20 protein-coding genes are annotated in these 19,204 nt (G+C 45.7%); 9 read left to right on the forward strand and 11 right to left on the reverse strand.

Going from position 1 to position 19,204, the window contains the following annotated elements:
- Nucleotides 1-379: 379 nt before the first annotated feature.
- Complete coding sequence (locus L6I86_RS33660) at nucleotides 380-1,288, forward strand: ArsR/SmtB family transcription factor (protein ID WP_236293126.1); 909 nt, start codon at nucleotides 380-382, stop codon at nucleotides 1,286-1,288.
- 75 nt (nucleotides 1,289-1,363) lie between these two features.
- Here the strand turns inward: L6I86_RS33660 and L6I86_RS33665 are convergent, their stop codons facing one another.
- Both L6I86_RS33665 and L6I86_RS33670 read right to left on the reverse strand, forming a co-directional pair.
- Complete coding sequence (locus L6I86_RS33665) at nucleotides 1,364-2,545, reverse strand: MGDG synthase family glycosyltransferase (RefSeq protein WP_173116302.1); 1,182 nt, start codon at nucleotides 2,543-2,545, stop codon at nucleotides 1,364-1,366.
- Entirely contained in the window at nucleotides 2,542-3,216 is a 675-nt protein-coding gene (locus tag L6I86_RS33670) for a phosphatase PAP2 family protein (protein ID WP_236293127.1), read from the reverse strand. Before L6I86_RS33670 ends, L6I86_RS33665 begins: the two co-directional genes overlap by 4 nt.
- Nucleotides 3,217-3,446: 230 nt before the next feature.
- Between L6I86_RS33670 and L6I86_RS33675 the strand changes: the two genes are divergently transcribed.
- Nucleotides 3,447-3,761, forward strand: coding sequence for a hypothetical protein (locus L6I86_RS33675; protein WP_236293128.1), 315 nt, complete (start codon nucleotides 3,447-3,449; stop codon nucleotides 3,759-3,761).
- A gap of 295 nt (nucleotides 3,762-4,056) precedes the next feature.
- Here the strand turns inward: L6I86_RS33675 and L6I86_RS33680 are convergent, their stop codons facing one another.
- Together L6I86_RS33680 and L6I86_RS33685 are read right to left on the reverse strand one after the other, a co-directional pair.
- The gene (locus L6I86_RS33680; protein WP_236293129.1) at nucleotides 4,057-4,224 is read right to left on the reverse strand and encodes a hypothetical protein; all 168 of its coding nucleotides are present in this window, start codon (nucleotides 4,222-4,224) and stop codon (nucleotides 4,057-4,059) included.
- Nucleotides 4,225-4,241: 17 nt separating this feature from the next.
- Nucleotides 4,242-5,003, reverse strand: coding sequence for a hypothetical protein (locus L6I86_RS33685; protein WP_236293131.1), 762 nt, complete (start codon nucleotides 5,001-5,003; stop codon nucleotides 4,242-4,244).
- Nucleotides 5,004-5,197: 194 nt separating this feature from the next.
- On the opposite strand from L6I86_RS33685, the gene L6I86_RS33690 reads away from it, so the two are divergent.
- Nucleotides 5,198-7,162 carry a hypothetical protein gene (locus L6I86_RS33690; protein WP_236293133.1) on the forward strand — a complete coding sequence of 655 codons (1,965 nt, stop codon included), beginning with the start codon at nucleotides 5,198-5,200 and terminating at the stop codon, nucleotides 7,160-7,162.
- Between the two features lie 109 nt (nucleotides 7,163-7,271).
- Here L6I86_RS33690 and L6I86_RS33695 read toward each other — a convergent pair whose 3' ends face one another.
- Nucleotides 7,272-7,655: a winged helix-turn-helix transcriptional regulator gene (locus tag L6I86_RS33695; protein WP_236293134.1), complete on the reverse strand. Its 384-nt coding sequence runs from the start codon at nucleotides 7,653-7,655 to the stop codon at nucleotides 7,272-7,274.
- Nucleotides 7,656-7,790: 135 nt separating this feature from the next.
- Between L6I86_RS33695 and L6I86_RS33700 the strand changes: the two genes are divergently transcribed.
- Nucleotides 7,791-8,144, forward strand: a complete 354-nt coding sequence (locus L6I86_RS33700) for a DoxX family protein (protein WP_236293136.1) — start codon at nucleotides 7,791-7,793, stop codon at nucleotides 8,142-8,144.
- 42 nt (nucleotides 8,145-8,186) lie between these two features.
- A complete protein-coding gene (locus L6I86_RS33705) occupies nucleotides 8,187-8,954 on the forward strand; it encodes a DODA-type extradiol aromatic ring-opening family dioxygenase (protein ID WP_236293137.1) in 768 nt (255 codons plus the stop codon).
- Nucleotides 8,955-9,007: 53 nt separating this feature from the next.
- On the opposite strand, the gene rpmF is transcribed toward L6I86_RS33705, so the two are convergent.
- From rpmF to L6I86_RS33735, 6 genes are all read right to left on the reverse strand, one after another.
- On the reverse strand, nucleotides 9,008-9,184 hold the full coding sequence (rpmF, locus tag L6I86_RS33710) for a 50S ribosomal protein L32 (RefSeq protein ID WP_047680282.1): 177 nt from the start codon (nucleotides 9,182-9,184) through the stop codon (nucleotides 9,008-9,010).
- A 108-nt stretch (nucleotides 9,185-9,292) separates the two neighbouring features.
- On the reverse strand, nucleotides 9,293-9,919 hold the full coding sequence (locus L6I86_RS33715) for a cobalamin biosynthesis protein CbiN (RefSeq protein ID WP_236293138.1): 627 nt from the start codon (nucleotides 9,917-9,919) through the stop codon (nucleotides 9,293-9,295).
- A 122-nt stretch (nucleotides 9,920-10,041) separates the two neighbouring features.
- Complete coding sequence (locus L6I86_RS33720) at nucleotides 10,042-10,776, reverse strand: class I SAM-dependent methyltransferase (protein WP_236293139.1); 735 nt, start codon at nucleotides 10,774-10,776, stop codon at nucleotides 10,042-10,044.
- Nucleotides 10,777-10,801: 25 nt separating this feature from the next.
- Nucleotides 10,802-12,238 (reverse strand): HAMP domain-containing sensor histidine kinase, encoded by a 1,437-nt coding sequence (locus L6I86_RS33725; protein WP_236293140.1) that lies wholly within the window; start codon nucleotides 12,236-12,238, stop codon nucleotides 10,802-10,804.
- On the reverse strand, nucleotides 12,219-12,908 hold the full coding sequence (locus tag L6I86_RS33730) for a response regulator transcription factor (RefSeq protein WP_236293141.1): 690 nt from the start codon (nucleotides 12,906-12,908) through the stop codon (nucleotides 12,219-12,221). Before L6I86_RS33730 ends, L6I86_RS33725 begins: the two co-directional genes overlap by 20 nt.
- A 70-nt stretch (nucleotides 12,909-12,978) precedes the next feature.
- Nucleotides 12,979-14,445, reverse strand: coding sequence for an aminotransferase class V-fold PLP-dependent enzyme (locus L6I86_RS33735; RefSeq protein WP_236293142.1), 1,467 nt, complete (start codon nucleotides 14,443-14,445; stop codon nucleotides 12,979-12,981).
- A gap of 190 nt (nucleotides 14,446-14,635) precedes the next feature.
- On the opposite strand from L6I86_RS33735, the gene L6I86_RS33740 reads away from it, so the two are divergent.
- From L6I86_RS33740 to L6I86_RS33755, 4 genes are all read left to right on the forward strand, one after another.
- Entirely contained in the window at nucleotides 14,636-15,331 is a 696-nt protein-coding gene (locus tag L6I86_RS33740) for a response regulator transcription factor (RefSeq protein WP_236293144.1), read from the forward strand.
- Entirely contained in the window at nucleotides 15,324-16,334 is a 1,011-nt protein-coding gene (locus tag L6I86_RS33745) for a sensor histidine kinase (RefSeq protein WP_236293146.1), read from the forward strand. Before L6I86_RS33740 ends, L6I86_RS33745 begins: the two co-directional genes overlap by 8 nt.
- 101 nt (nucleotides 16,335-16,435) lie before the next feature.
- On the forward strand, nucleotides 16,436-17,197 hold the full coding sequence (locus L6I86_RS33750) for an ABC transporter ATP-binding protein (protein WP_236293148.1): 762 nt from the start codon (nucleotides 16,436-16,438) through the stop codon (nucleotides 17,195-17,197).
- Nucleotides 17,187-19,130: an ABC transporter permease gene (locus L6I86_RS33755; protein ID WP_236293150.1), complete on the forward strand. Its 1,944-nt coding sequence runs from the start codon at nucleotides 17,187-17,189 to the stop codon at nucleotides 19,128-19,130. Before L6I86_RS33750 ends, L6I86_RS33755 begins: the two co-directional genes overlap by 11 nt.
- The last annotated feature ends 74 nt before the right edge of the window (nucleotides 19,131-19,204 follow it).

The following is a 19,204-nucleotide window of genomic DNA, read 5'->3' on the forward strand; positions in this document are numbered from 1 at the left end:
GTGCGGGTGCGGGTGCGGGTGCGGGGTCGCGGTCGGGTGGGACTAAGTATTCGAAGCCCGTATTCAGCCGTCACACTCTCGGCAAGTTGCATGATGTGCAACATGATTGCCGGGAAACAGCCGTTATGGGCATCTATGTTGCATTTTATGCAATATGATTGGCTGTTTTTGGCCTAATTGGGGCTTTTCGCCTCAGATTGTTGTATCAAATACAACATCAGGGGCGATTTAGCCCCGAAAGCCCGAATGATGTTGTAGAGAATACAACATCATTCGGGCACCTATACAAATATCCAACAAATACTCACATCAAGTTGTTTAAATAACTTGTAGGTTATACAATAGAAACAAAAATGCCTACAAAGTTGAGGTTCCCCCTATGCAAATTGAGGTTTCATCCAAAAACATGCCCTTCCTGGAATGCTTCTCATCGGAAACTCGCGTGAAAATGATTGAGCTTCTTGGCGAAGCGCCATTAAATATTAAACAGCTGTCCCAGCGACTAGAGATTTCGTCAGCGATCGTAACGAAACATATTCAGAAACTGGAGCAAGCTGGTATTGTGCGGTCGGAGAACGTGACCGGTGTGCGCGGCACGCAAAAGATCTGCTACCTGCAGCTTGAACAAGCCACACTTCAATTTAAGTCGAAGAAGCCCTATGAGCATCCGACAACGACGGTTGCGATTCCCATCGGCCAATACGCCTCCTTCGACGTGAACCCAACATGTGGCTTGGCGTCACCGACACAGCTGATTGGCGTGCTGGATGATCCCCGTTACTTTGCGGATCCACAGCACGTACAAGCAGGCATTCTTTGGTTCGGCAGCGGCTATGTGGAGTACCGTATCCCAAACTTTTTCCACAGCAACCAGAAGCTTCGCACGCTAGAGATTTCATTTGAAATCTGCTCGGAAGCTCCTGGCTTTAACGAGAATTGGCCTTCGGATATTTCTTTTTCGATCAACGATAAGCCACTCGGACAGTGGACCTGCCCTGGTGATTTCGGTAAACACAGAGGGGTACTCTCCCCCGACTGGTGGGGTAATGGCAACACACAGCATGGTCTGTTGAAAATTATTACCGTGAATCCGCAGGGGTCCTTTCTAGATGGCACACAAATCTCAGCGACTACTATTCACGACCTGAATATCTTATTCTCCCAAGATATTCATTTCCGTATTGCCTCCTTAGAAACGTCCACGAATTGTGGTGGTGTTACGCTATTTGGCAAACAATTCGGCAACTATGCCCAAGATATTATCGTGACGATGCAAGAAGATAAATAGCTCCCCTTCAGCTCAAAATAACCCTATTCCCCCACCTCAAAAAAGGGAGGAAATAGGGTTATTTTGAGCTCTATTTTAAACATTGGCATAAGAAAATTGTAAGCCATCCTGAATCGGAAGATAATGATGCTCCGTTTCCAAAATCGCATCTACCGTGCGAAGCACATCTGGTTGGCGATGACTCATTTGTGCATTCTTCTTCAGCTTGAGCAAAACAGATTGATTCGCGATGACCTCTAACAGTTGGCTTTTCATCTCAGCTGCGTTCTTCACTTCGACGGCTGCGCCGATTCCAACAAGATAGGCTGCATTTGCCTGCTCTTGGCCTGGAATTGGCTTGTACAGCATCATCGGCAGATCCAGCGCAAGCGCTTCGGAAACGGTGAGCCCGCCTGGCTTCGTCACGATCAGATCGGATAATGCCATCAACTCATGCACATGATCGACAAACCCTGTCACCATCACATGATGGTGCGTGTTCGAGCCGCCTAGCTCCTCTTCCAAATGCTGTTTCAGCTTCTCATTGCGACCACAAACGAAAACAAATTGCACGGGTGCCTTCAGATCGTCCGACTGCAGCACCGATTTAAACGACTTCCCGATCAGCCCATGGCCCCCGCCCATCACAAGGACAGTTGGCATGTCGCGGTGCAAGCCATATTTATCACGAAGCTCCTCACGATTGTAGGTTTGTGTGAATGGCATCCGAAGCGGTATCCCTGTCACAACGATACGCTGTTCAGGAATCGCATACCGCAGGAGCGCCTGCTTCACATGCTCCGCCCCGACCAAATACTTATCCGTCCCCGGATGAATCCAGTAGCTGTGATCGGTGTAATCGGTGATGACCGTCACGGTCGGCACGATCGTAAGGCCGTTACATTTTAGATAAGACATCGCTGCCGCAGCACCTGGGAATGTACACACGACTTCCGTGGGCGCTTCCTCTTCTAACAAATCCAGCATCCGGTCGGTGCTGAATGACTTCATTCTTTTGAACAAATGGGATAACGCGGTATCATGTCTAGTCTTGTGATATAGAAAACCGTATACGGAGGGCAAGCTTTTCACCCATTGCATATAACAGTACTTACCGAACCCATGCAGATACGGATGCGTCCACGCCAAATAATCGACGACCTTCACTTCCATATCCGGCCTATACATACGTACCGCTTCAAGAATAGCTTGTGCTGCTTTATTGTGCCCATCGCCAAGACTGCCCGTCAGTATCAAAAGCTTTCCTTTGCTTCTCATTGCTTCAGTCCCCTTTCGAGCTTATCCTGCCGCGCACTAGCAGCGGTCGATCTTGTTAACCACGTTCTTCTACTTCTCTCCACTAGATAGACGACTCCTTCAGCCACAAGCACTGCACCCACAATATCCATCAGCACATGCTGCTTAACGAACAATGTTGAAACGATAATGAGAACTGCCATGCTCGCTACAAGGATGGTGTAAGGCTTCGCAATCCGCTTGGATCGGATATAGGCTCTCATCATGAGGTAGGCCGTTAACACGTGTGTACTGGGAAAACAGTTAAACGGTTCATCCGAGCGATACACCCACTGCACCGTCCCCAGCAGCCAATCACTACCTTCAATGTCCGGTCGCGGTACTGTCGTCTGATATATAGCATAGACGCTATAACACAAAAGCAAACCTATAACAAATTCCACGAGTGTCTGGAAATAATTCGAGCGATCTTGATACGCTAAATATAGGAATCCTACAGCAAGAAAGAGATACCAGGATAAGTAAGGAACTACGAAGCCTTGGATAAAAGGTATCTGTCGATCGAGATCCGTCATTAAACTGTACGCCGTGCCGTTATCTTGATTTAAATGTATATAAATGAGCCCTACTAACGGGATCAAAAGCAGTCCGCTGCACGCTAGCAAATAGGACACCCAAGCTTTTGTTCTCATGCCAAATCCTCGCTCTCCTCTACGTTAACTCTATCATAAAGGAGTATCGCCATTTGCTAAACGCACCAAGGTACTGTCTTTCTTTAGCCAAAAGTCGTGAAGAAACCTAGACCAAAGGCGGAGTTGTCCACGTCCTTACGTGCATATAAGATGAAGGTTGATGGCGCCAATGCGTCAGCTGCTTAGCAGAACGTCGGCACAATTGTTACTGTTACAATAACATTACAACAATGTTACAACTTAATACAGCATACCAAATCATACGCGGAAAAGCATCTTCTGAGCATATCGGTGAGAAGCATACAGTATGGTTTGTAGTTCGGACTAGCGGAATCACGTCGAAACGGTTATCGTCCTCTCCACCTGTGGATAACATTTTCTGTGGATATGTGTATAAGATATTGAAAGGATTATGCACAGCTTGGTTTGTGGACATGTTGATACTGTGGGTAATTTTGGGGATAAGTGTGTATAAGGTGGATTTCCATGGCAAATTTGAGGGTAAAAAGAGGGAGGAAGGCGGGTGGATTGAGCTAGAAGAATGAAGCGTAAAGAGAAAAGAGTGAAGAGAGAATATTGGCCGGCGGGATTGGACGATTTGAAGGTAGCGTGAGAGCTGGTGGCGTGGTAGATAGAAATGAATGACTAGTCGCATGTAGATGGTCGATTGGCGTTGGTGGTGTGTGGTTGGTGACATGTGGATGGTTGAGTGTGGATCGTGGTTTGTGGATAGCTGAGTGTGCTTGGTGTTGTTTAGATACTCGTACCAGACCAACTAACTGGATACAGCTAATTTCAGGGTTTTTCACTAAAATCGAACAATAGATGGAAAATCTCCAGTTAAATCTGGCCGTTCGCGGCAAAAGGGGGAGATTGCGTCAAATTAGCTGTAGGAAATCCATCAATACTGTGTTTCGGTTGATTTAAGACGAAAATAGATGGAGGAAATCCATCTATTTCCGCCACTGCTTCCCCTTCCGCACCCACCATCCGCGTCAACCGACGCATCCAGCCGCGGACACGTCTTATTTTAAAAACTGATCCGTTGATCCCGTCGCCACAAAATCACTTAGCTTCAGAAGCTTCTTCTTCCCCATGTTGCCAGTAATCGTATGCGAGGTATTCTTCTCAGCCTTGGGATCGTCAACGATTCGTTTGACATAATCACCTGTAAGCAGGTTATAGTCTTCCTCGTCACCCGTCGTTTCGGTCATCGTCCCCGAATAGAAGGACCCCACCGTGGCACCGATCAGGTACCAGTCTTCATCTTGAAATCTGAAACGGTAATTCCCGTACCATCTATCATTACTTCCCCCGTAAAAACTAACAATAATGGAGCCCTTGTCGATGGAAATACCAGCTAGTGGATCGCCCCAAATCCCGCCTTCGTCAGCTTTTAGAATCGCCTTATCTGCCATGATCGAACGTGTGTAGGTGCCATCCTTATTTCCAAAAGCAATCAGAAGTGCCCTTTCAGGTGCTTGATCTTTCGCGCTTTCAAGCTTTTCGATGACCATGGCAACGTCTTGGATACCGTCTTTGTTCAAGTCACCTTCCACCCGCACAGGGCCACTCTGCCGTTCTAGCTGCTGCCAACCTTCGGGCATAAGGACTATCGGATTTTTAGCCTCGCTCATCTTAGGAGCCATTTCTTCCTTTTTCACACGAATAGAAGCCGTTGGCTCTTCTGAAACACCGTTCGGAACGGCCGTTGTAAGATCATCTGCTTGGCACGCAGACAACCCCATCGCGAAAGCTACTAAAATGAAATAATAAGAGAATTTCAACCGCATCCCCTCCTTTCGAAGCATCACTTATAACAAACTTATTATTCACGAAGTGTGCGAAATCCTATCACCCTTTCTCACTATGTTACACCTATTTCAGAAACTTTTTGCCCACACTTTACGTCTAATATTTGAAATATTTACCACAATTAGTGATGGGAAGTGGTGCCGAAATGAATTGGCGAGCAAGTTGGATGGTAACTTTGTTAGTGGTAACCCTAGCGGGACTCTTAGGTAAACCTGTAGGAACCTCGGCGGAATTCATGGCTCAGGGGCCCTATCCCCCTGATGGATTACGTATTCCTGGATCGATAGAGCTGCTGTCGGATACAGCTTACTTTCCTGCAGCAGATACACCTGCCGATCAACCCGAAGGGTGGTTTTCTCCACAAAACGTCAACGTCATTGAGACAAATGGTGCTTGGTCTATTGGCGCAGCTAACTGGAAAATTGAGACGATGTTCGGCCCTCGTTGGATTCGTCCAAATCCGTGGGAGATTGATATCGCTCCACCCGATCACATTTTGCTAACCTCGGACACACCTCTTTATAGCAAAATGAGCGAACGAGGCGGTTCGGTAGCAGCCCTTGCACCTCAAGAAGTGAAGGTTGTCAGTGCGGAAAAGCAGTGGTTCTACACGAATGACACGTCCAGTAAAGCCTGGATTCAGATTCATACGTCATGGATGGGAGACTTGTGGGCGCACATCCCGGTGAAGCAAATAGGCACCGTTCAAGACGTCAGCAAGCCCGTCTATTATCAAGGTATCTACGGCAGTAAGGAGCTGTTGCCCCTTTTACAATCAGTGCAGACTTCGATGGAATCCGCATCTGCTGGGGAAACACGAATCATCCAAGAGTATACAACGATTTATGACCGTTACTTCTTCGTTGAAACCGAGGTAGGTCCTCTGTGGACTTCGCAAGCAGGTGTGTCCATCGTCCCTACCAATGAAACACTAAACCTGACTACAGAGATTCCACTATTCACTGACCCAGCGAACAAAGAAATTGCCGTCGTCTCTGGGGAGAAGGTCACCGCCTTTGAAAAAATCACCCAACCGTTATGGACTGGTAGAGGTCCTTATGAGATTTGGCATTTCTCAACTTGGTACCATGTACACACGTCCAAAGGAAAAGGATGGATTAATCTCTTATACGGGGAACCCGCGGACGCGGTAAACGTTCATTGGAGGGTATCCATTCATGGTGACCGTGAGTTAATGCGTTATCCTGATGTTTACTATACATCTTCTGTCCTTTTGCTGCGGAATCAGGATGTGGAGGTTTCCGCGGTATGGAGTATGCCAAACGGCGCCACATGGCTCAAGGCTAGTAAAGAAGGACATGTGGGGTGGATCCCTTTGCAATCCTGGAACCAAGACAGATTCTGGGACCTCGATACGGGTACTGAGTTGCAGATTGAAACCCAATATCCAAAACAGGTTGTTCTTAAGCTTGATAGCAAAGGCGTTCTAAAGTGGAACGAGGATGTTGACGCAGGCTATGTAAAAGAAGGCGTGGATGTCCTGAAGCTGAAGGTTCTAGCTGAGCAGTTAGGATACCAGCAAGCGGATGTGGGAGACCCGAACGGCGCCGTTCGTTATTCGAAAGGCGACTATGCCTTCGTTCTACATAAAGGGGGACAGCGTGCTGATATCTACTGGAAAGATATTTCAACCAAATCCGTTACCCTCAGCAGCATCCCCCAACAACAAGAAGGTGAGTGGTACTTGGAACAGACGGATGTGAAGCTTTTATTCGGCCTTTCCCCCATTCCTTGGTATGAGGGGCACGCTTATTATGAAGGAGCCTACAAAGTCGAGCTCGGAACACTCCCCAACAAGTTAGCAGGAACAACGGCTAAACTGGATGCTTTTCTTTACGATACACAGATACAATGGACTCAGAAAAATCTCAAAGACGCCATCCAGCCACGGTTATCTTTGGAGGAAAATAAGGATCTAGGCGGCAAGGATGCCTTATCATCGATCACGGTTGCTCCCGTCAGTAAGGCCGTTACCGCTGACACAGTAACGCCATTGTACCACTTGAGTACTTCAAGAACCCTGACTTCTGGTCCCCATGATTTGAACATCGTTCTTCGTGTAGGTGAGCGAATCGTGTGGATGCAGCCTTGGCATGTGGTAATGGAGTAGTTGATTTACGGAATAAACGAAAAAAAGAAGCCTTGGAAGAGGCTTCTTTTTGATTTCATATGTGCTTTAGCTGCTGTTTCAATCGAGTAAAATCCCTGAAAACACCCCTCTAATTCCCTGTCACTTCGTCCAATCTACCTTCAAATGATTCCACAGATCTCTCTTCCCCATACAACTCATTCAAGTGGGTTAGATGCGACATTCCCCAATCATTCATAGCTTGTAAGACCGTAGACATTCCTTTGCCGTGTTCGGTGATGGAATATTCGACTTTGGGAGGAATTTGGTGATAGATCTTTCGATGAACAATATCATGATACTCTAGCTCTCTTAATTGTTGGGTTAGCATTTTCTTCGTTATATCGGGAATCGCTTTTTGAAGTTCGCTAAATCTCATCGTGCCATTCGAGAAAAGGTGGAACAAAACGACGGGCTTCCATTTGCCTACAAGGATCTCTAAAACAGTTTCAAATTTACAATGAGGTGCCTCCATGTTATTTCCTCCTCAATCTCACTTAGGTATCTCTTTGTATACTAGGTTTATTTTGAGTAACTACTTCTCAGTATGGCTCCTAGGGATTATTATACGACTATACACTTACTTAATTCAAGGAGGTAATTTTATTTCATGAATATCGCATTGTGGATCGCACAAGGAATTCTAGCATTAGCGTTTATTATGGCAGGTTCAATGAAATCTTTTCAGTATGAGAAAGCCAAAGCCGGGATGCCTTGGGTCAAAGAGTCCTCCAAAGGCTTGGTAACTTTCATCGGGGTATCTGAATTACTTGGGGGATTAGGGTTGATTGTGCCTTATGCGACAGGCATCGCACCTATTTTGACGCCAATTGCCGCTATTGCACTAGGTTTAATCATGGTACTAGCAGCCATATTTCATGCAAAGCGGAATGAAAACTCAGGTATCGGGATGAACATCCTTTTCTTGGCGATATTACTATTTGTAGCAATCGGACGTTGGTAAGTTGCATACAGCACCACACAATTACGAGTAGGAGGTCCAACTATGCTTTCCCCTGTCTTCTTGCCTCACGGCTCACCCTATACCATTTTCGAAAAATCTGAATTCACTGCGTTCCTAAACCGCTTTGGCCAGGAGAACCGCCCAAAAGCTATCGTCATTTTCTCGGCCCACTTCGAAAGTGAAATAACGACCATTGCCGCGACAGACGATGTGCATGAGATGGTTTATGATTACTATGGGTTTCCTTCCTCTTACTATCAAGTTCAATATCCCGCGAGAGGTTCAACGATCGTTGCCTCCATGGTGGAAGAGCGTCTGCGCCAGAATAACATTCCGGTTCAAAGGAAATATCGCGGCTTAGATCACGGCGTTTTCCCTATCATGATGCACGCTTATCCGGAAGCCGATATTCCTATCGTTCCCGTTTCGGTCAACCCCTTCTTGCCTGCGAGACAGCAGATCGCGATCGGTGAAGCGCTGCAAGGGCTTGAGCAAGATGGCATTCTCGTTATCGGAAGTGGTTTTTTGACGCATAACTTTAATGAAATTGACCGTGACAAGGAGGCTCCACCGCGCGCATGGGCCGTGCAATTCAGAGATTGGATTCGGGAAAAGGTGCTCGCCAGAGATATCGAATCCTTAAGCCAGTATGAAACGCTGGCCCCGCATGCAGCAGTAGGCGTCCCACGTGCCGAGCATTTCGTGCCTTTGCTAATAGCACTGGGCAGCGGAAGCCCAGGTCGCGAAATCCTTGTACTGCACGACACCATCGAACATGGTTCATTGAGCACACTTTGCTTCAAATTTTGACAAAAAAAAGACACTTCATTAGAAGTGTCTTTTTCATTGCAAGATTCATATGATTATTGAGCTTGTACGATCTCTCTACCCTTATATGAACCGCAGTTTTTGCAAACATGATGCGCTTTTTTAAGTTCAGCACATTGTTCACACTTCACCATTCCTGGCACAGCCAGTTTAAAGTGAGTACGGCGCTTATCGCGACGTGTTTTGGACGTTCTCCGTTGAGGAACTGCCATAGTCAAAACACCTCCAGTTACTTTACTAAACAACAAGAGATATCATAGCCTTCTCGAAGCTGTTTGTCAATGCTAGAACCTATCTTTGAGTTGACTAATCTCGTATAATTACGATTGGCGTCTTGCCCTAATCAGCAGCAGACCTGCCCCAATCGTTAGGATTACGCCCACCTGCACGAATTCTAGTAAATGATAGCGAACCAACCGATGATAGATCGCTTTGAGCAAAGTCCATTTATTCGTATACGACATGGTATCCATCTTGCCTTTTAAACTCACATCTTCGATAGGACTCACGCCTTGCCCTATCTTACTTAATTCCAATGTGGCATTGGTAAGCTTCTTCGTTAAGGAACAAGAGCTTGTTTCCAGCATATTCTCCTTAAAGTCATAATCATATGCAAAAACAAGATAGGGTTCACCTAGCCCAAACGTATAGCCACACGAAGGTTCACCCAAGTTGGTAAGGACAATGGCCTGCGTCTGATTCATCCCTTTCCACGATTTCTCAACATCGAAATGAACGGCGATTTTATGATCGAGAATGCCATTGATATCTAAAACCTGTGGTTCGATGGCAAGAACTTTGCCCGAAAACACAACCTTAGATTGTTCCAAAGCTTTTATCGGATCTGTTTGCAGCGCGCAGCTACAGGCATAGCTTTTACTCGGCATAACTAGACTCATAAAACTTAATATGAATACAACAGAGAGAGCCATCACAAATCTATTCACAAGTTTCGTCCTTTCATTTGAAAATCTCCTAAACGAACAGACGCGGATTTTCCAAAAAATGTTTCACTCGTAGGACTAGACACAAAAAAATCCTCCTACCCCGAAGGGCAGCAGGACAACTGTTACTTCTTAACGGCTGAAACCAATAGGAAGATGGGACGGCGCGTCTCGTCTTTCATATCGGGGTACTTCTCCAAAGCTTCTGGCGTTGGTTGCGGCTCCGCGATCTTCGTAATAAGGAATCCCACATCAATTAACGCATTCATATAGGAAGCGATCGTTCGATGATATTTGACTACATCATGATCTAGGAACCTCGCTACTCGCTGCCCCTCCTCCTGATAGTCGTCGACAGGCCAGTGCATACGCTCACCTTCGGGTCCATAATGCCAGTCTTGCGCAGCACGTGCGGTAAAGATCGGATGCTCCACAGAGAGTACGAAGGAGCCTCCTGCGGCCAGACAGTGCTGCACCTTACGGCAAACCGCATCGAATTGCTCAACGTAGTGAAGAGCCAATGAGGAGATGACAACGTCAAACTCGCCTGCCGCGAAGTCGATATCCTCAATCGCCAGTCTCTGATATGTGATACCCGAATCGCTATGATTCGCGCTGGCATACGCCAGCATTTTCTCGGAGAGATCTACACCAACAACGGTCGCTGCCCCTTGCTCACGGGCATACTTGCAATGCCAACCGTAACCGCATCCAAGGTCAAGAACACGTTTGCCTTGCAGCGTAGGCAGCATCGTACGAAGTACAGGCCATTCCCCAGCAGCGTTGAGACCGCCAATGGAACGAGGCATCTCGCTATATTTTTCATAAAATCCAAGCTCATCATATTTATTCTGTTTCATGGCATTTAGGACTCCTCATTTGAATTTAGCTGATTGCTTCAACAAATTTCAAACTTATCGTAAATTTAGTTCCTCGCGGGGAACTCTCTTTCAGCTCAATATTACCATCTAGCTCTTTCATAATGTTTCTGCATAAGGAAAGGCCAAGCCCCATGCCTCTTACATGTGTCTGTTTAAGCTCTCCTCTAAAGAAGCTTTCAAAGATATAAGCTTGCTCTGACTCAGGAATTCCAGTTCCTGTATCACTAATATCTATGTTAACGCTATTCTGCCCTTCATATAAATGTATCTGTATCTTCCCTTTGTCTCCCATCGCTGCTTTCGCATTATTCAATACATTAACAATCACCTGTTTCAATCGTACCCCATCTGTCATGATGTATACGGATGGATTCTCAGAGCGAAAGTCCACCTGAATATCAGGGTCTTTATCCGTCAATGACCATTGTTGAATGATTTCCTCAATGAATAGATTAAGATGGGTTTGTTCCTGTGTCACTTTAATCGCGCCTACAGCATAAGAGTTAAATTCAAGCAAATCCTCTATCATCCGTTGTAAATGCTGCGTTTCCTTAAAACAAAGGTTGAGGAAATGCTTCGCATCCTCTCCGGTTACAACATCATCTCGCACAGCTTGTACAAGTCCACTAATCGAGGTAACCGGTGTCTTCAACTCATGGGTAACACCCGCCAACAGTTTGTTCCTTAAGTAGTCCAGTTGGTTTAACTGCTTGGCCATCTCGCTAAACGACTCCTGGAGCTCAAATATCTCCTTTTCCTTGATCGCTGGATTTAACTCCACCTGATAGGATCCGTTCTTGATTTGCTTCGTCGCGTTAACAACGTCTTGGAGTGGTTTGATGAGCCTTCTAGTAAGCAAATACAAGATCCCCCATCCCAAAATGAAAACCACAACAAACATCACATATACAATCTTTTTATAGTTAGGCACTTTAAAGATCTCTGAAGGGATCAGCACAATATACAAATAACCTACTGTGCTCCCTTCCGTGGACTGAATTTTCTTTACAAAATAGGACGTCGCATTGCCCTGTAAGGAAATGGGCTGCGGCACCCCCTCAGCCATTTGCATCGTCGTTTGCTCACGCAAGACAACCTTAACTTCTGGCGGAACAAGATTAGGTTCAGAGAAAATAGGCCGCCCATTCGGATCTACAACAAAGGTCATAAATTCCACGCCCGTTGCTTCCCTTTTCTTGATGAGGAAATCGTTCCAGAAATGCACCGGCCCCATCTCAATTCGTCCATTCCGCACTTGCATGTGCGTGGGAATTTCCTCTGTAAGCGCGCGGCCAATATCCTCATTCTTCTGGGTACTTTTGAATTCCAGGAAATAGAATGAACTGGCACCTATCACAATTAACCCTATAATTAACGTAATCACATAACGGGTCGTCCAATATTGAAGCAGTGTTTTGCGTTCAGGAGATGATGTTGACACGAGCTTGATACCCCACTCCTCTTATGGTTGCAATCTCGCCTTCCTCTGTAGGCCAGTCCCGCAAGGTTTGACGAATGCGATTGATTGCCAGATCAACAGCTCGCTCGCTGCCCTCATAATCAAACCCCCATACATTTTCAATTAACTGGTCTCTCGATAGGGTTTGATTTGGATGTCTTAGCAGGTAGAAAAGCAGATCTAAATCCTTGGGTGTAAATCGCAGCTCAGTTCCTTTTAAATAGACTGCATGTGATTTGAAATTGACTTTTAGGCTGCCGAAGTAAGCCGCATCTTCCTGCTCAAATACACGTGCCGAGCGTCGCAATACCGCATTAATCCGAGCCACGACTTCCTCCCCTATGAATGGCTTGGTGATATAGTCATCTGCTCCGGAATTTAACCCTTGCAGCTTATCCTGAATCGTCCCAATTGCCGTAAGCATGATAACTGGACACGAACTTCTCTCGCGTATATAGTGCAGAACCCTCCACCCCGTATCATCCGGCAATGTAATGTCCAATAATACGAGATCTGCCAGATGCGCATCCCATGACTCCTTCGCCTCCTTACATGTATAGGCTTGACGAACGGAATACCCTTCTTTTTCAAGATATGCTTTAAGGACTAACGAGATCGTCCTATCATCTTCAACAATTAAAATACTACGCATTGTACCCCGCCCCGTCACATGTCATCAGTCATTGGTTATTCCTTTTGGAACTCTCCAACCATCGTACCAATTACACTGCGAAAAAGGAATACATCTCATCCGAAGGCTTGAATTTTCGATGACGATACTGATTGGTGTGACTATCGTAGGAGTAGTCCTGACGCCATTCCTCGATATGTTCGGTAATTTCGGAAATCGCTTGTACGATTTCTTGCGCTTCCTTATTCGTCATAACAGGATGCAAGGAAATACGGAGCCATCCCGGCTTCTTGCTCAGTAAACCCGCATCAATTTGATCCGTAATTTGTTTGGAACCTCTCTTATCGATACCGAGCAAATAATGTCCATATGTACCCGCACACGAGCAGCCACCCCGTGCTTGAATCCCAAACCGATCACTTAATAGCTTGGTAAACAAATTATGATGGATATGCTCCGCATAGAAAGATATAATCCCCATACGTTCACTTCGCTCGGGCTCAAGCAGACGGATGTATGGATTCCCTTTTAACCCCTCAAAAATGATAGTAAGCAGTTCAGTCTCCCGCTTCTGAATGGATTTCACACCCATTTGCTCCTTCAGCTTCAGGCAAAGTGCTGTCCGAATGACTTGAAGAATACCTGGGGTGCCGCCATCCTCCCGCTCCTCGATATCATCGCAATAGGCTTTCTCCCCCCATGGGTTTGTCCACTTCACCGTACCGCCTCCCACTGCATCTGGTACTTGATTCTGATACAGCTCCTTATTGAACAGCAGAACACCGCTGCTTCCTGGCCCACCAAGAAATTTGTGTGGAGAGAAATAGATGGCATCTAACCGCTCCATCGGGTCATCGGGATGCATATTGATATCCACATAAGGAGCAGCAGCAGCAAAGTCTACAAAACAAAATCCACCATACGTATGCATCAAACGCGCCATTTGGTGATAAGGTGTGCCTAAGCCAGTCACATTCGAGGTGGCTGTAAAAGCGCCAATAATCCGTTTGCGATGAGAATTGCACTCTAGCAGCGTCTGTAAATTAGTCAAACTAATCGCACCGTCACCGTCAGGTTCTAGCACGTGAACGTCTGCTATGGTTTCCAGCCATGATGTATGATTCGAATGGTGCTCCATATGCGTGACAATGACGACAGGACGATCCTCTTCTTGTAAAATAATCTTCGAACGCATCGAATCGGGTACCCGCAATCCAAGAAGCCGTTGTAAAAGATTGATTACACCCGTCGTTCCAGAACCACAGGTAAGAAGGATATCTTCATGAGGATCGGCATGAACATGTTCCTTAATCAATGTCCTTGCATAGTGATACCATTTGGTCATCATCTCTCCCGTCGCGCTTGCTTCGGTATGTGTATTGGCCATATAAGGCCCGACAATGTCAGTCAATTTCTTCTCAATTGGCCTATATAAGCGACCGCTGGCGGTCCAATCTGCATAGATCATTTTTTTCAAGCCATAAGGGGTTTCAATGGGTTGTTCAATTCCCACAACATACTTGCGGTACGAATGAAAATATTGCTCCAATGTTGACATGATGATGTATACCTCCAATGAAATCTCTTAGATATACAGTATCATTTGTATTTTTCAAGATTGTTTTAACTGATGTCGATTCCTAGCGATATTCGTGCATGTTTAGGCAATATAGTTGAAATATTAGCACTATTAACCTTTTTCCATTAAAATAAAAGCTGGAAGAATGACCAGAAGTGGGTGATTTCCCTTGTTTAAGATCTTACTTATTGAAGATGATGCAACCTTATTTGCAGAGATTAAAGAACGTTTGGCCCAATGGTCCTACGAGGTGCATGGCATAGCTGATTTCACTAAAGTACTTGAGACATTTATTCTACTAAAGCCTGATCTTGTCATCATTGATATTCAACTGCCGAAATTCGATGGGTTTCATTGGTGTCGCATGATTCGGACGCATTCCAATGTGCCGATCGTCTTCCTCTCTTCGCGCGACCATCCGACGGATATGGTGATGTCGATGCAGCTTGGAGCCGACGACTTTATCCAAAAGCCCTTTCATTTTGACGTGCTGATCGCGAAAATCCATGCCATACTCCGCCGCGTCTACAACTACAATACGGAGCAAATGAAGCTCAAAACATGGTGCGGCGCTACGATTGATTTCGAGAAAAATATCGTTAGTCATGCTTCCGGATCCATTGAACTGACGAAGAATGAAATCTACATATTGAAGCTCCTCATCGAGCATAAAAATACGATTGTCACCCGGGAAGATATGATCAATAGCTTATGGAATGACCAGCGTTTTGTAAGTGATAATACCTTGACGGTGAATGTGAATCGGCTCAGAAAGAAGCTGGACGAGCTGGATTTAGGACGTTTTATCGAGACAAAGGTCGGGCAAGGCTACATGGCAACGGAAGTGACCCCTAAGTATGATTAAAACGTATCTCAGAGAGCGATTAAGTTGGCTTGGGATGTTCCTCTTCGGTCAAATCCTCCTCCTGCTCATCGCCTATCTCGACCATTCGATTCCTTTCCAATCCGTACTGTATATTGTTTTCTTATCCACCATACTGTTCATCATCTTCTTGATCATTCGCTATCACAAGGAGACGGCCTTTATGAAGCGATTAAATGACTGGGAAACCAGCCTGGATGTATCCGGTTTCGCTGACGCTGCAAGTCCATTTGAGAAGATCATAGAAGCAGCCTTGGTCAATCAAACCGAGCAACTCCACCAGACCGCCTCGCGGCAGCAAATCGCATTGGAACAAGAGAAAGACGAACTGCTATCTTGGATCCATGAAGTGAAGACGCCTCTCACCGCCATGCATCTGATGATTGGACGTTTGGATAACGATAGGGCGAAGGCCTCCATCACCTTTGAATGGCTGCGTATTCATCATCTTCTAGACCAACAGCTTCATCAGCTGCGACTTCCCTCGATTGACAATGATCTCTACATTGAAAAGGTACAGATCGAAGATCTCCTCTATGCGGAGATTAAATCACTGCAATCTTGGTGTATTCAAAAAGGCATGGGGTTTGACGTTCTTTTGGACGCCACTCAAGTCCTCAGTGACGCCAAATGGCTTGCTTTCATCCTGCGTCAGCTCCTGACGAATGCTGTGAAATATAGTAATAATTTCTCACCCGATATTATCGTGAGGAGTTTCACAGATCAGGAGCATACCGTCCTAGAAGTAACGGATTTTGGACGCGGCATTGATGCCAAGGATCTTCCCCGTATCTTCGATAAGGGTTTTACCTCCACGACCTGGCATCAGGACAGCGCAGCGACGGGCATGGGCTTATATTTGGCTCGCAAAGCCGCTGACACGCTTCACATCCAGATCACTGTGCATTCGGAGGTTGGCGTTGGAACAACGTTCACCCTCGCTTTCCCACAGCCCAATGAACTCGTGCGGATTACAGGCATGTGACAATAATGTCACATGCTTTTCTACTTTGTTCGTCCAATCGAAGGATAAATGCGGCCTAGCTTTTTATAATAAAGCTAATCGTATAAAGGAGTGTGTGATTCATGTCTATCTTACAAGCCGTTAAAATTCATAAAAGCTTCGGCAATAAATATAACAAACAAGAGGTACTTCGTGGCCTTGATATCTCAATTGAAAAAGGGGAGTTCGTCAGCATCATGGGTCCTTCCGGCTCTGGAAAAACGACGCTGCTCAACGTACTTTCCTCCATCGACAAAGTGAGTCATGGTTCTATTCAAATTAACAAGGCAGAAACGACAAGTATGAAGGAAAAGCAATTAGCTGAGTTTCGGAAGAATCATCTCGGCTTTATTTTTCAGGATTATAATTTGCTGGATACCCTGACTGTGAAAGAAAATATCCTACTTCCCTTATCGATAACGAAGATGTCCAAGGTTGAAGCTAATCACAGGTTTCAGGATCTTGCGACTGAGCTCGGCATTTATGAGTTGAAGGATAAGTATCCGAACGAAATATCCGGTGGGCAGAAACAGCGAACGTCCGCTGCTAGAGCGTTTATTCACGATCCTGATATTATTTTCGCAGATGAACCAACGGGTGCACTCGATTCCAAATCTGCCTCCGATTTGCTGAATAAACTCAGTGAAATGAATGTAAGTCGACAAGCGAGCATTGTGATGGTCACGCATGACCCCGTTGCCGCCAGCTACAGCAGCAGAGTGATCTTCATTAAAGACGGGCAGATTTACTCCCAAATTTATAAAGGTCAAGAAACGAGACAAGCCTTCTTTCAAGACATTATGAAGACCCAAGGCGTCCTGGGCGGTGTGCACAATGCGTATTAATCAGCTCATCCTCCAAAACTTGAAGGCTAATATCAAGCATTACTACTTGTACGTATTGGCCCTCATGTTTAGCGTTGCGCTCTATTTCGCTTTTGTCACGCTGCAGTATGACCCTGCTCTAGATGCGACCAAGGGTTCTATTAAAGGCGCAGCTGCGCTGAAGTCTGCATCAGTCCTGCTTATCGCCATTGTTGCTATCTTCAATTTATATGCGAATAATATTTTTGTGAAAAGACGCAGTAAAGAAATCGGTCTTCTGCAACTCATCGGCATGACGAAGGGGAAAATCTTCCGCATCCTAAGCACCGAGAATTTCATTCTATACTTCGGTTCGCTTGTCGTTGGGACGTTTATCGGATTCTCCGTGTCTAAGCTCATTCTGATGGTCTTATTACAAATCACAGGGGTTAAGGCTGACGCAACGCTCCACTTTTCGGTACAAGCGTTTATCCAAACCATTGTTGTTTTCAGCGCCGTTTACTTGTTAATTCTATTGGTCAATTATTTATTTATTCAAAGGCAGACGATTCTTTCGTTGTTCCATGTCGCTACCTCGACCCAAGCCAAAGTGAAACAAATGTCGAAGGCGGAAGCAATCCTTGGATTTATTGGGCTATGTCTCGTTTTGTTAGGTTACTATGTATCCTCAAAGTTATTTTCCGGAAGCATTATGACAGCACCTGCATTATTGAGCAGCATGCTTTTCATTCTGGCCTCCGTGATCATCGGTACTTATCTATTCTACAAAGGGTCTGTCCGCTTGATTTTGAATGGGATCCGTAAAAGGAAGAATGGCTACTTGAACGTGCAAGAGGTGCTTTCCCTCGCTTCCATCATGTACCGGATGAAATCCAATGCGTTGTTGTTGATGGTGATCACAACGGTATCTGCTTTAGCGATTGGGTTGCTGTCCTTGAGCTATATTACGTACTATTCGGTTGAAAAAACAGCCGAAAGGAACCTTCCTGCTCACTTTGCCGTGACAGAACGTCAAGATGCTGAGCGCTTTACGAAAGCCCTAGACGCGGGCGGTATTAAACATCGCGAGACAACGATCGAGGTTATTCAAATTAAAGGTGATTTTAGCCAAGTGTTGGATATGAGAAATGAACTTTATATGAGCCTAGATGCCGGTCAGATGGCCGTTATCAGCGATGCCGCTACAGAATCAATCGATGTGACTGCGGACCAAACCTTTTTTACTGGGGCTAACGATGAAATGCAGAAATTTCTTCGCTTCAAACCGAAAGGTCTAGTCCAACTAAGCACCCAGAACACCGTCATCCCGCTAACATATAGCGGCATCGAGGAACAATCCTACATTTCGAGGCGTTTCTCGATGGGCAATCTGCCTGTTGCCGTCGTAGACGATTCCGTCTTTCAGCGTCTAAAGCAAGATCTCGACCCTCGCATTCAAGGCAAATCATCGCTATATCTCGGTATTGATATCGTGAATGAGAAGGAACGCGAGAAAGCTAATCAACTGTTTCATGAAGTCGAATTTGATGAGCAAGCTTCCCATGAATCTCGCCAAGATATGGCTAGTGAAGCGAAAAACCGAATGGGTTTGATGATGTTCATCGTCGGTTTCCTAGGACTCACCTTCCTGATCACGTCGGGCTGCATTCTTTACTTCAAGCAAATGGATGAGAGCGAAGATGAGAAGTCCTCGTATACCATTCTACGAAAGCTTGGTTTTACGCAGGCCGATCTACTCAATGGCATTAAGGTTAAACAGCTATTCAATTTTGGCATTCCCTTGGTTGTTGGGCTGGTTCACAGTTACTTCGCTATCCAATCGGGATGGTTCTTGTTTGGAACGGAGCTGTGGACACCGATGATGATCGTGATGGGGCTGTACACGGCACTCTACTCTGTGTTCGGGGTGTTGTCCGTTCAACATTATCGGAAGGTGATTAAGAGGGCATTGTAAGTAATCTGTCCTAATTCAAGTAAATTGAAGGCTGCCCCAAGTAGTTCCATCTACTTGAGAGCAGCCTTTCTCTA

This window comes from Paenibacillus allorhizoplanae, from assembly GCF_927798215.1.
GTDB lineage: Bacteria > Bacillota > Bacilli > Paenibacillales > NBRC-103111 > Paenibacillus_E > Paenibacillus_E allorhizoplanae.